Annotated in this window: 8 protein-coding genes; 7 read left to right on the top strand and 1 reads right to left on the bottom strand. The window is 63.5% G+C overall.

Going from position 1 to position 12,295, the window contains the following annotated elements; genetic code table 11:
- The first annotated feature begins 70 nt into the window (after nt 1-70).
- The 5 genes from G5S35_RS33305 (at nt 71) to G5S35_RS40115 (ending at nt 7,327) form a co-directional block, all read left to right on the top strand.
- Nucleotides 71-1,990: a PD40 domain-containing protein gene (locus tag G5S35_RS33305; RefSeq protein WP_183040584.1), complete on the top strand. Its 1,920-nt coding sequence runs from the start codon at nt 71-73 to the stop codon at nt 1,988-1,990.
- A 371-nt stretch (nt 1,991-2,361) separates the two neighbouring features.
- Nucleotides 2,362-3,444 (top strand): hypothetical protein, encoded by a 1,083-nt coding sequence (locus G5S35_RS33300; RefSeq protein ID WP_231957542.1) that lies wholly within the window; start codon nt 2,362-2,364, stop codon nt 3,442-3,444.
- 199 nt (nt 3,445-3,643) lie between these two features.
- Nucleotides 3,644-4,624: a LysR substrate-binding domain-containing protein gene (locus G5S35_RS33295; RefSeq protein ID WP_074987495.1), complete on the top strand. Its 981-nt coding sequence runs from the start codon at nt 3,644-3,646 to the stop codon at nt 4,622-4,624.
- Between the two features lie 62 nt (nt 4,625-4,686).
- Nucleotides 4,687-5,712: an amidohydrolase family protein gene (locus G5S35_RS33290; protein ID WP_074986271.1), complete on the top strand. Its 1,026-nt coding sequence runs from the start codon at nt 4,687-4,689 to the stop codon at nt 5,710-5,712.
- A gap of 82 nt (nt 5,713-5,794) precedes the next feature.
- The gene (locus tag G5S35_RS40115; protein ID WP_074987808.1) at nt 5,795-7,327 is read left to right on the top strand and encodes a methyl-accepting chemotaxis protein; all 1,533 of its coding nucleotides are present in this window, start codon (nt 5,795-5,797) and stop codon (nt 7,325-7,327) included.
- A 43-nt stretch (nt 7,328-7,370) separates the two neighbouring features.
- On the opposite strand, the gene G5S35_RS33280 is transcribed toward G5S35_RS40115, so the two are convergent.
- Nucleotides 7,371-8,291, bottom strand: a complete 921-nt coding sequence (locus G5S35_RS33280) for a helix-turn-helix domain-containing protein (protein WP_183040583.1) — start codon at nt 8,289-8,291, stop codon at nt 7,371-7,373.
- Between the two features lie 561 nt (nt 8,292-8,852).
- Here G5S35_RS33280 and G5S35_RS33275 point away from each other — a divergent pair.
- Nucleotides 8,853-10,274 carry a DHA2 family efflux MFS transporter permease subunit gene (locus G5S35_RS33275; RefSeq protein ID WP_183040582.1) on the top strand — a complete coding sequence of 474 codons (1,422 nt, stop codon included), beginning with the start codon at nt 8,853-8,855 and terminating at the stop codon, nt 10,272-10,274.
- Between the two features lie 450 nt (nt 10,275-10,724).
- The gene (gene glpD, locus G5S35_RS33270; protein ID WP_183040581.1) at nt 10,725-12,287 is read left to right on the top strand and encodes a glycerol-3-phosphate dehydrogenase; all 1,563 of its coding nucleotides are present in this window, start codon (nt 10,725-10,727) and stop codon (nt 12,285-12,287) included.
- The last annotated feature ends 8 nt before the right edge of the window (nt 12,288-12,295 follow it).

Genomic DNA, 12,295 nt, shown 5'->3' with positions numbered 1-12,295 from the left:
GGCCTATCTTCCTATCAGCCTGGCGGTTTGCGCTTTGCTGTGACGCTGATAAAAAATGGAGACTAGTACTGTGCGTTCTTCGCTTCAGTTGAAAACGAAAATCCTGACTTGCCTTTCTCTTGCCACCGCCGTCGCGCTCGCTCACGCAGCGGAACCCGCGACGACGACCAAAGGCGACCTGTTGATTTACCGGATCGGCCCCACCACCTCCGAACTCTACGTCGCCAATGCCGACGCCAGCGACGAACATCGGCTCATTCAGTCCGATGGTTTCGACTATCACGGTGCATTCTCGGCGGACGGCAAGTGGGTCGTCTTTACGTCCGAGCGCGACGGCCTCGGCCATGCGAGCCTGTACCGCGTGCGGGTGGACGGCACGGGCCTGCAGCGCCTGACCGACTGGACCGGCATCAGCGACGCCGCGGTCTTCAATCCGACCGATTCGAATGTCATCGCGTTCGTTTCCTCGCGCCGCGGCAAGAATACGTGGGGCACCACGAATATCTGGACGCTCAACATCAAGACCGGCGCGCTGCATAACGTGACCGGCAACATCAAGTTCGATCCGGACAAGCCGCACAGCTTCTTCCGTCCTTCGTGGTCGCCGGATGGCAAGTGGATTGCGCTGTCGTCGGATATCGGCAGCGAATGGCGCGGGCACAACCTGCCGGTCGGGTGGGAGCGCACCCAGGAAGGCAGCATCTACGAAATCCATCCGGATGGTACGGGCTTCAAGCAGATTTCCGCGCGCGCCGGCTATACCGAAGGTTCGCCGTCGTGGTCGCAGGACAGCAAGCACGTCGTGTTCTACGAAACGCCGGTCGAATCGACCTGGGGCGCACACCGTCCCGAAGCCATCGGCAAGGTCGAGACGCAGATCGTGCAGGTCGACGTGGCGACGGGCGAGCGCAAGGAGCTGACGAGTTCGCCGGGCTTCAAGGTGTTCCCGCAGTACGTGGGCGCGAACGACGTCGCGTGGCACATCAAGAACGGCCCGCAGGAAGGCCTCTACACGACGAGCGGCCAGTCGCGCGTGACGGCGGGCAGCGGCATTCGCTCGCCGCATTACTCGGCCGACGGCAAGAAGGTCGTCTACGAGAAAGTGGTGTATGCAAAACCGTTCCATCCGAACGGCACGCCGCTTTACAGCTTCGATCCGCAATGGAACTACCGTTTCGTCGATGTCTTCCCGCAACTCTCGCGTGACGGCAAGTCGCTCGTGTACACGGAGAAGGCGGTGGGTTCGTCGATCGTGGTGTCGAATGCCGACTTCAGCGACGCGCGCCATATCTACGACCCGGCCACCAGCGGTCTCGATCCGAAGTTGATTCAGATGGGTCTCGCGGGCGCGTTCCAGCCGACGTGGTCGCCGGACAAGCAATGGGTGGCGTTCGGCGTGGGCGGCTGGTTCTTCACGCGCGATCACATGCCGGGCCGCATCATGCGCATCAAGGCCGACGGCAGCATGAACGGCAAGCCGGAAGTGCTGACCGACGGCAAGGAGAACGCGGGCTTCCCGAGCTATTCGCCGGACGGCACGCGCATCGTCTACCGCGTGTGGAGCGAGACGGACAAGGGCCTGCGGATCCTCGACCTCGCGACGCACAAGACCACGGTGCTGACCACCGAGCCGGACAATCTGCCCGGCTGGTCGCCGGACGGCCAGCGGATCGTGTTCACGCGCAAGGAAGTCAATCCGACCGATCCGAACAAGTTCCATTACGACGTGTACACGATTCATCCGGATGGCTCCGACGTGCAGCGCGTCACGACGCCGGGTTCGAATCAGGCGCACGCGACCTGGACGTGGGACGGCCGCATTGCGTACAGCTCGGGTGAATATGGCTTCCGCGACGAGCTCTCGCTCTACGACGACACGTTCCAGCCCGACGGCCAGAACTGGGTGATGAATGCGGACGGCAGCGATCGTCATGCGATTACCGACACGCTGTGGGAAGACTCGATGCCGCTGTATATTCCCCGTCAATAAGAACGCACTGAAGTTTTAAACCGCAAAGGCACCGTGCTCAGGCACGGTGCCTTTTTGTTTTCATCGCGTTCTTATCGACGCCATAGCATCGGATTCCTGATTAATTGAAAAAATGCCTTGAAATAGCCTGAAATATGGGCGCCTTCGCGAATCCAGACTTACCCGAATGCCCCTTCAGATCGCTAAAAAGTGCCAGCGAAAATCACTTTTGTGTAAAGGCAACCACGCTGCTATCGCTTAAATTGCCTATCACCGCAGCCCGGCTTTGACTAACGCGATTCACGAAACTTCACGGAACGCGTGGCCGACGGTGCGAAAAATCGAGTCGAAAATCGACCGCGTCTTGCATATCGACAAATATGGAAGGAGACATGAAAAAATCAAACGCTACCCGCATGCCGATGTTGGGTGTGGCTTTCGTCGGCTTGCTGGCTGGTGCGGGGGCCGCTCATGCAGCAGATCCGTCAGCAGGCGCATCGACTGCATCGAGCATATCGAATTCATCGAATTCATCGAGCGCAACCCAGGTCGCCCAGGCAGGCGGTTCGATCTCCAGCGCCGCGCCTCTGACGCTCTCCCAGGCCAGCACGGTGACTGCGCCGCTCTCGCCGCCGCCGAGCCTCTACACGCCGCCGACCTCGTGGAACGACACGTATATCGGCTATCGCGTGGGCACCAACTTCTACTATCCCGGCGTGCGAACGGCATCCGGCGCGCCGGCGAAGATCACGCAGAACATCGGCTATCTGACGACCACGGGCGGCTTCAAGTACGGCAGCTACGCGTTCAACGTGGACTACCTCGTCTCCAGCATGGCGAACCCGGAAGCGGGACCGACCAATGCCTACGGTTATGCGACGGCAGGTTCGGGCGGCGCGCAGGAAGTCTATAGCGTCGGCCGCGTCACGTTCAGCGCGAGCAAGATTTTCGGCCGGCCGTTTTCGTATGGCGTCATGCGCGATTTCGGGCTGACCGTGGGCTATGAATTCGGCACCAAGAACGACGCCTACGCCGAACGGGCTCGCATGGTGGTGGTCGGGCCGACCATCGACTTCGCGATTCCGAATGGCTTCTGGAACGTCACGCTCGGCGTGCGCACCGAGAGCAATCACGACGGCATCACGAATGTCGAGGTGCATTTCAACCCGGCGGTTCACCTCGAAAGTTCGTGGCTCTACGCGTTCCGTCTCGGTCCCGTGCCGCTGGTATTCAAGGGTTTCGCCAGCGTCACCGGGCCGAAGGGCCGCGATGGCTTCGGCGTGGAGACCACGACGGAATTCCTGACGCGCGCCTATCTGCTGGCGGACGTCGGTTCCTTCGTCGGTCATCCGCGCACGGCCTACATGGGTCTCGGTTACGAATACTGGCACAACATGTACGGCACGCGCTCTTCGGAACAGCCGGGCACGACGCAGACCTCGGTCCCGATGTTCGTGGCGGAAATCCACTTCTGATCGGTCCGCGATTCAACGCGGCCATCGTCGACCCAGGGGACTGGGAGGCGATGGCCGGCAATGCGATCGGTCCGGCGCCGACGAAAATCGACAATAAAGAGAGGAATGGGAATGATGAAGAAGCGACTCACAGGCATCGCGCCGCCGAAGGCCACGGGCCTCGTTTTAACGCACCGGTGACATTGCTGAGGTCCATGACGTGTCCGCTCTCGACTCGTACCTGCAGACCAACCTGAAGGCGCGGCATCTGCGCCTGCTCGTGGCGATCGACACTTATCGCAATCTGACTCAGGTCGCCGACGTCACGAACGTGACGGTGCCAGCCATTTCCAAGTCCCTTGCCGAACTCGAACGCGGGCTCGGCCTCACGCTGTTCACGCGCACGGCGCGCGCGCTCGTGCCCACCCAGTACGGCGATTGCCTGATCCGCCACGCGCGCGAACTGCTGACCAATCTGAATCAGACTCGCGACGAACTGAAGGCGTTGAGTTCCGGCACTGAAGGCAAGATCCATATCGGCATGTTGCCGGCTTCGGCCTCGGTGTTGCTGCCGCAGGCGCTGAGCCTGCTCAAGCAGCGTTCGCCGGGCACCAACGTGATGGTGACCGAAGGCACGACGGCGTCGCTGCTGCCCGAACTCTGGCAAGGCCATCTCGATCTCGTGGTGGGCCGCTTGCCGCCGCCCGATACGCTCGGCAGTTTCGAAGAGCGGGAGCTGCTCGAGGAACCCGTGACGCTGATGGTCGGCCGCCACCATCCGCTTGCGCGCAAAAAGCAGTTGAACTGGTCGGATCTGCGCCCCTTTCCGTGGATCTTGCCGCCGCCCGGTTCGATATTGCGCGATCCGCTGGAACGCGCGCTCGAAGCGCATGACGTGCCGCTGACGAACAACTACATCGAGACGCTTTCGATGCATGTCGCGCGCGTGCAACTGCAAATTTCCGACTTCATCGCCGTGATGGCGGGCACGCCCGGCGGCGACGCGGCCCAGCCTTTTCACACGCTGCCCTTGCGGCTGCCGCGGCTGCTGCGGCCCGCCGGCGTGCTGTGGAATCGCAATCGCGGCTTGACGCCCGGCGCGCGGCGCATGCTGTCGTGCCTCGAAGAGATTGCCGAACAGCTGGAAGCGGGGGCGGTGAGCGCGCGCGCGGTGCCGGCGGTTTCTTTAGCCACTGGCTGACTCACACTCGAACTCATTCAATACTCGGAAACGCTGCGTTTGATTTCCGGATGGAACCCAACATGATCATCGATTGCCACGGTCACTTCACGACCGTTCCCGCTTCGTTCCGCGACTGGCGCGCGAAGCAGATCGCCGCCGCCAACGACCCGGCCAACGCACCGCCGCTTTCGGGCGCGCACGTGAGCGACGACGAAATCCGCGAAGGCGTCGGCAACGGCCAGTTGCGCCTGCAAAAAGAGCGCGGCGGCGACCTCACGCTGTTCTCGCCGATCGCCGGCCTGATGAGCCATCACCTCGGCAACGAGCGCACCAGCCTCGAATGGGCCGAAGTGTCGAACAACCTCGTGCGCCGCGTCTGCGATATCTATCCGGACAACTTCGTGCCGGTCTGCCAGCTGCCGCAATCGCCGCTCGCGCCGCCGAAGAACTCCGTCGCCGAACTGCGCCGCTGCGTCGAGGAAATGGGTTTTGTCGGCTGCAATCTGAATCCGGATCCGAGCGGCGGTTACTGGACCGGCAAGCCGATGACGGACCGCGAATGGTATCCGCTTTACGAAGCGCTCTGCGATCTCGACGTGCCCGCCATGATTCACGTGGCCGCGTCGTGCAACGCCTGCCATCACGGCACCGGCGCGCATTATCTGAACGCCGATACCTCGGTCTTCATGCAACTGCTGCAAGGCAACGTATTCAAGGATTTCCCGACGCTGCGTCTCGTGATTCCGCACGGCGGCGGCGCGGTGCCGTATCACTGGGGTCGTTATCGCGGCATGTCGCTGGAAATGATGGATCGCCCGCTCGAAGGTCTGCTGAACAACATCTTCTTCGACACCTGCGTGTATCACCATCCGGGCGTTGAATTGCTCACCAAGGTCGTGCCGACGAGCAACGTGCTGTTCGGTTCGGAAATGATCGGCGCCGTGCGCGGCCGCGATCCGGATACCGGCGAGTATTTCGACGACACCAAGCGCTACGTCGACGCCTGCGACGCGCTGAGCGATGCCGACCGTCACGCGATTTTCGAAGGCAACGCGCGCCGTGTGTATCCGCGCCTCGATGCGCTTCTCAAGTCCCGCGGCCTGTAATCGCGCCCGTTATGAACGACATCGACATGCGTCCTGCGCGACGGCTCGCTCGCCGCGCACCGCGATCCGGCGAACGGCAAGCATGAAACTGGTCCATCAACTGCCGTTGGCATTGGGCGCCGCGCTGCTGGTCGCCGCGGGCGCGGGGCTGTTTGGCGTGTTGCAGATGAACCGCGCCGCGCACACCTATGAGCGGCTCGTTTCGGTCGACGACGCGCAGGCCCGCGCGGTCGACGAGGCGCTGGTCGCGTTCAAGAACCAGGTGCAAAACGGCAAGGATATTCTGGTGCGCGGCAAGGACCCGGCGCACTTCCAGAAGTACTGGGGGGCGTTCGAGAAGTACGAAGCGGCGGCGCAGGACACCACGGAAAAGCTCGCGCAGGCATTGCCGCCCGGCGAGGCGCGCGAGAAGATCGAACGCTTCAACGTGTTGCACAAGCAGATGGGCGTGGCGTTTCGCGCGGCGCTCGGCAAGTTCGAAGCGTCGGGCTTCGATATCGCCGTGGGCGACCGGGCGATCGACGGCCTCGATCGCGATTCCGCCATTACCTTGCGCGAATCCGGCGAAGCGATCGTCGCGCAGACCGCCGCCGCCATCGGCCGGGCGAAAGCCGAGCAAACGCGCGCCATGCTCGAAAGCGTGAGCGTCATGGCGATCATCGTGCTCGCGGGCATTGCCGCCGCGCTGAAATTCTCGCAGGCCATCACGCGCAAGCTCGGCGGCGAACCCGACGACGCGTGCGAAGCCGCGCGCCAGATATCGCGGGGCAATCTCGACGTCGACTTTCATGTGCGTCCCGGCGACAACGACAGCCTCATGGCCGCGATGCGCGCGATGACGGGTTCGCTCGCGGGCATCGTCGAGCAGGTGCGGATGAGCAGCGACGCCATTGCGACCGGTTCGGCGCAAATCGCGTCCGGCAACGCGTATCTGAGCCAGCGCACCGAGGAGCAGGCGAGCGCGCTACAGGAAACCGCGGCCTCGATGGAGCAGTTGAGCGCGACGGTCAAGCAGAACGCCGCGAATGCGCTTGAGGCGAGCGAGCTTGCAACGGGCGCGTCGTCGATCGCCGTGCAGGGCGGCAGCGTGGTGGGCGCGATCGTCGAGACGATGAAGGGCATCAACGAGGGCTCGCGCAAGATTGGCGAGATTATCGGCATCGTCAACGACATCGCGGCGCAAACCAATATTCTCGCGCTGAACGCGGCAGTGGAAGCGGCGCGCGCCGGCGAGCAGGGGCGCGGGTTCGCAGTCGTGGCGACCGAGGTGCGCTCGCTCGCCAAACGCAGCGCGCAGGCGGCGCACGAGATTCGCGCGTTGATCGTGTCGAGTGTGGATCGCGTCGATCGCGGCAGCGCGCTCGTCGACGAAGCGGGCGCGACGATGACGCAGGTCGTCGAGGCGATTCAGCGATTGAGCGTGCTGGTCGCCGAGATCAGCCACGCGAGCGGGGAACAAAGCGCGGGCGTCGGACAGGTCGGCGAAGCGGTCAGCCAGATGGATCAGAGCACGCAGCAAAACGCGGCGCTGGTCGAAGAAAGCGCCGCTGCCGCCGAGAGCCTGAAACAGCAGGCCGACAATCTGGTCGGTTGCGTCGCGCAGTTCCGGCTGTGAGGCGATGAACGTGGCCCTGCCGCGCGTCACCCGCGCTTCGACATCAGCGCCGTGCTTCGGTTCGAAACTGACTGGGCGTCTGTCCGACTTCGCGGCGAAAGAAGCGCGTGAAATAGGCGGCATCCGCGAAGCCGAGCCAGAACGCAATCTGCTCGACCGACATATCGCCGAAAATGAGTTCGCGCTTCGCTTCGGTAATAATGCGCGCGTGAATCATTTTAGTCGGGCTCTTTTCTTTCGCGGAGGCGCACGCGGCGCGCAATTGCACCAGCGAAACCGCGAGCATCGACGCGTAGTCCTGAAGCGGCAGATTGCTGCGGTAATGCTCGTCGATCAGTTTGCGAAAACGCTCGACGAGGCGCACGTCGTGGCGCGGCATGCTGTCGTGCGTGGCCGGTTCGAGGCGCGCGGTGCGAATCAGCGTCAGCAGCAGCATCGTGAGCAAGGCTTCGGTGCCCGCGATCTGGCCGACCGCATTCGTTTCGATTTCGTGTTTCAGGCGCTGAACGATGGCGTAGATTTCGTTGGCGGCATCGCCGCAATGAACGAACGGAATCATGCACGGCGCGGACCAGAGTGCGATGAACTCGCGCAGCTTCGCGTTGACCTGTGTGAGCCAGGACACTTCGATCGTGACGACCCAGCGGTCGACATCGACCTTGTAGTCGAGTCCGTGGATGCAGTCGGTGGGCACGATCAGCGCGCAGGGGCCTTCAAACGCCACGCTGCGGCCTTCGAGATTCATCACGCCGCAGCCGTTGCGCACGAAGATCAATTGTCCGTAGCCCGGATGCGCGTGCGGCTCGGTGCGCCAGCGCCCGCGTTCGGTCACGTGACCGACGTGCACGAACCAGTTTTCTTCTTTGCGCTGCTCGACATAGAGCCGGACTTTGGGAACCGCGCCGACGCGGCGCTCGTCGGGTGGGAGGCGAGGGGCGTTACTGATTATTACGCCGTGGGTCATGCTGTCTCCTGAACGGCCAGTCACGCGCGGCCGCCATTGCATTTGGAACTTCGCCGGTACGCAGCGCCTTTCAGGCAAGGCACGCGGGCGACTTTCTCTACTTTCTCGATTGGCGCCTTGAGAAAAGCGCTGTGAATATCGTCGTATCTTTGCATAAACGACGTGACAAGCGAATGGCGATATACCCCGAGCGCCGTGTTTTAGCTTTCAGCGCGGGCCCTGTTTGTTCGTCGTCGCGCATGCGTGCCCGGCTTACGTTTTCTGATCGAAGGCTTTCGTTGCATGCAAGGCTCGCAGCGTTGCTACGACGATCGTCGCACGCGAGTACGATTTTTCGGATCATCGGTTTGGACTGCGATCGATTCCAGCGGAGCCGAGGCGCGATCGGGGCGCGATCATCGCCCGATCACGGCGCGTCGTCGCAAGAATCCCCCCGCACGCGGCAGCAAAAGACGAAAAAATATCGTACGATATGTTTTTCGATAATTCAGGTCGATACGCAGACTGCGGCCCTTCAGGGATCGACGCGCCTGCGCACTGCCTCGCTGACCCGCTGACCGTATGCCCCGTCCGTCACCCGCCACGCCCTTACCACCCGCCGCACGCGTGCGCGCGATCATGATTCTCGTGACCGGCGCGCTTTTCATGGAGATTCTCGACGGCACCGTGATCGCCACGGCGCTGCCCGCGATGGCGCGTTCATTCGGCACCACGGCGGTCGCGCTGAACATCGGCGTGAGCGCGTATCTGCTCGCGCTCGGCGTGTTCGTGCCGGCGAGCGGCTGGGTGGTCGACCGCTTCGGCGCGCGGCGCGTGTTCGCTTTCGCGATCGCCCTGTTCACGCTGACATCGGCGCTGTGCGGCGTCTCCAACGGCCTCGTGAGCTTCGTGGTCCTGCGCGTGATTCAGGGCATTGCGGGCGCGTTGATGGTGCCGGTCGGGCGGCTCGTGGTCATGCGCTCCACGCCGAAGGAGCGGCTCATGGCCGCGATGCAGTCGCTCATCTGGCCCGCGCTGATCGCGCCGGTGCTCGGGCCGCCGGTCGGCGGCTTTATCACGACGCATTTCGGCTGGCGCTGGATTTTCTACCTGAACGTGCCGATCGGTCTGATCGCGCTGGCCGTCGCGTGTTTCATCATCCCCGACGCGCGGGAAGCGCGCGAGCGCCGCTTCGACTGGACCGGCTTCCTGCTGAGCGGCGCGGGAACGTTCACGCTGCTCACGGGCCTCGAACGCGCCGATGCGCGTCTCGACACCATGGCCTTCGCCATGCTTGCCGTCGGCATCGCGCTGCTGATCGTGGCGATTCGCCATTTGATGCGTGCGCGCGATCCGCTCGTCGATTTGTCCGCGTGTTCGATTCCAACCTTTCGCGCCGCGCTGCGCGGCGGTTCGCTCGCGCGCATGGCGATCGGCAGCGCGCCGTTTCTGCTGCCGTTGATGTTTCAGGTCGGTTTCGGCTACGACGCCTTTCATTCGGGCCTGCTCGTGCTCGCCGTGTTCGCGGGCAATCTCGCGATGAAGTCGGTTACCACGCCGATCCTGCAACGCTTCGGGTATCGCCCGGTCATGATCTGGAACGGCGTGTTCTGCGCGGTGTGCCTCGCGGCGTGCGCGTGGCTTCAGCAAGACACGCCCGTGGTTGTCACCGTGCTGTTGCTGTTCCTCAGCGGTATGACGCGGTCGATGCAGTTCACGGTGCTCGGCACGATCGCTTACGCCGATGTCGCGAAAGAACGCATGTCCGACGCGAACAGTCTCTTCAATACGGCATCGCAGATCGCCATGGCGGCCGGCATCACGCTCGGCGCGCTGGGCGTGCGGCTCGGTCATTTCGTTGCGCTTCACGCCGATTGGCATGGCAGCGGCATCGAATATCGGGTGGCGTTCGTGCTGATCGGCATCGTGGCGCTCGGCAGTATCGTCGACGCGATTCGACTGCCCAAAGGCGCCGCCGATCATTTCATTACGCGCTCGACCTAAGCGCCCGATCCATAGGCTGATTCATTGCCCGACCGACCGCGCTCTGCGGTCGAAGCGCGCGTTCGCGAAGCGCGCGGACGCTGCTTGAAGCACTTCCTCAGCCCAAAACGAACATCAGACGAACACATTCGAAAGCTGAATGTGTTCGTTTTGTCGCCTTTCCAGCGCCCATCCGGTTCGCTTTGCGCGTCTTTTGTAGCGCCACTTTCGGTGTTTCTTCCGGGAAAACCCCTAAATTTCCGCTGATTCTGCGCCAATTCGGGCGCATTTCCCGCATTTCGCCTGTGCTCGCCAAAACGAACTTTACTTTTTCGATTTTGTTCGTTAGATTTCGGATTCGAACATTTCGGGTTCGCCCATGGCGACATGGGGCGCAAGGCGATCCGGCACTCGATGTTGCGACGACTGCGTCGCTCCGGGTGCCGCCTCGGCCACTATCAGGAAACGCAGGTGACTCAAGAGAATCGGTACGATCTGCTCGTCGTGGGCGGCGGGATCAACGGCGCGGGCATCGCGCGCGACGCAGCCGGGCGCGGCCTGTCCGTGCTCCTTTGCGAACAGGACGACCTCGCCTCGCATACCTCGTCGGCCAGCACCAAGCTGATTCACGGCGGTCTGCGCTATCTCGAGTACCGCGAATTCGGTCTCGTGCGCAAAGCGCTGCAAGAACGTGAAACGTTGCTGCGCGCCGCGCCGCACATCATGTGGCCGCTGCGTTTCGTCATGCCGCACATGCCGAATCTGCGCCCCGCATGGCTCATCCGCCTCGGTCTCTTTCTCTACGATCACCTCGCGAAGCGCGAATTGCTGCCGGGCTCGCGCGGCATCGACATGCGCCGTCACGCGGCCGGCGCGCCGCTGATCGATTCGATCAAGCGCGGCTTCGTCTATTCGGACGGCTGGGTGGACGACGCGCGTCTCGTCGTGCTCAACGCGCTCGACGCGCAGGAACGCGGCGCACGCATTCTCACGCGCACGCAGCTCGTGGACGCGCGCCGCGTGAAGCACGCGCAGGGCGGCGAATGGCTCGCCACGCTGCGCCGCGCCGACGGCAGCACCTTCGACGTGCGCGCGCGCGCCATCGCCAACGCGGCCGGTCCGTGGGTGGGCGAGGTGCTGCACGGCGCGCTCGGACAAGGCGCGCAACACAGCGTGCGCCTCGTGAAGGGCAGCCATATCGTGACGAAGCGTCTGTTCGATCACGACCACGCCTACATTTTCCAGAACCCGGACAAGCGCATCATTTTCGCGATTCCGTACGAGCACGACTTCACGCTGATCGGCACCACGGACGTGGAATATCGCAACGATCCGGCCAAGGTTGCCATCGACGGCGATGAAACGCGTTACCTCTGCGAGTCGATCAATCGCTATTTCAAGCGTAAGATCTCGCCCTCCGATGTGCACTGGACTTACTCGGGCGTGCGTCCGTTGCTCGAGGAAGAAGGTGCGAAGGATGCCTCGGCGGTCACGCGCGACTATCGTCTCGAACTCGACGAAGCCGACGGCGCGCCGCTGCTCTCGGTGTTCGGCGGCAAGATCACGACCTTCCGCAAGCTCGCGGAAGAAGCCGGCGACATGCTGTGCCGCGCGCTCGGCAGCACGGCGGGCGCATGGACGGCGGGCCAGCCGCTGCCGGGCGGCGATATCGCCAATGCGCGTTTCGACGCGTTCGCCGCGGCGTTCGCGAAGCGCTTCGCCTGGCTGCCCGCGCCGCTCGCGCAGCGCTACGCGCGCGCTTACGGCACGCGCGCCGAACGCCTGATTGGCGGCGCGGCGTCGCTCGACGGTCTGGGCGCGCAGATCGCTCCCGGCATTTACGAAGCCGAGTTGCGTTATCTGCGCGACACCGAGTTCGCGACCTGTGCGCAGGACGTGCTGTGGCGCCGCTCGAAGCTCGGCCTGCACGTGGCGCCCGGCACGCTCGACGCGGTTGCCGCCGCGCTCGAAGCGTGGTTTGCCGCGCGCCGCGCGCCGATGTCGCCGCTCCCGCCGGTGTCGGTCACGCACTGACGCGGCCG

It is taken from the genome of Paraburkholderia tropica (genome assembly GCF_014171495.1).
GTDB classification, from domain to species: Bacteria; Pseudomonadota; Gammaproteobacteria; order Burkholderiales; family Burkholderiaceae; genus Paraburkholderia; species Paraburkholderia tropica.
Note: the sequence above shows the minus strand (reverse complement) of the source record. Positions and strands in the feature narration are given on the sequence as shown.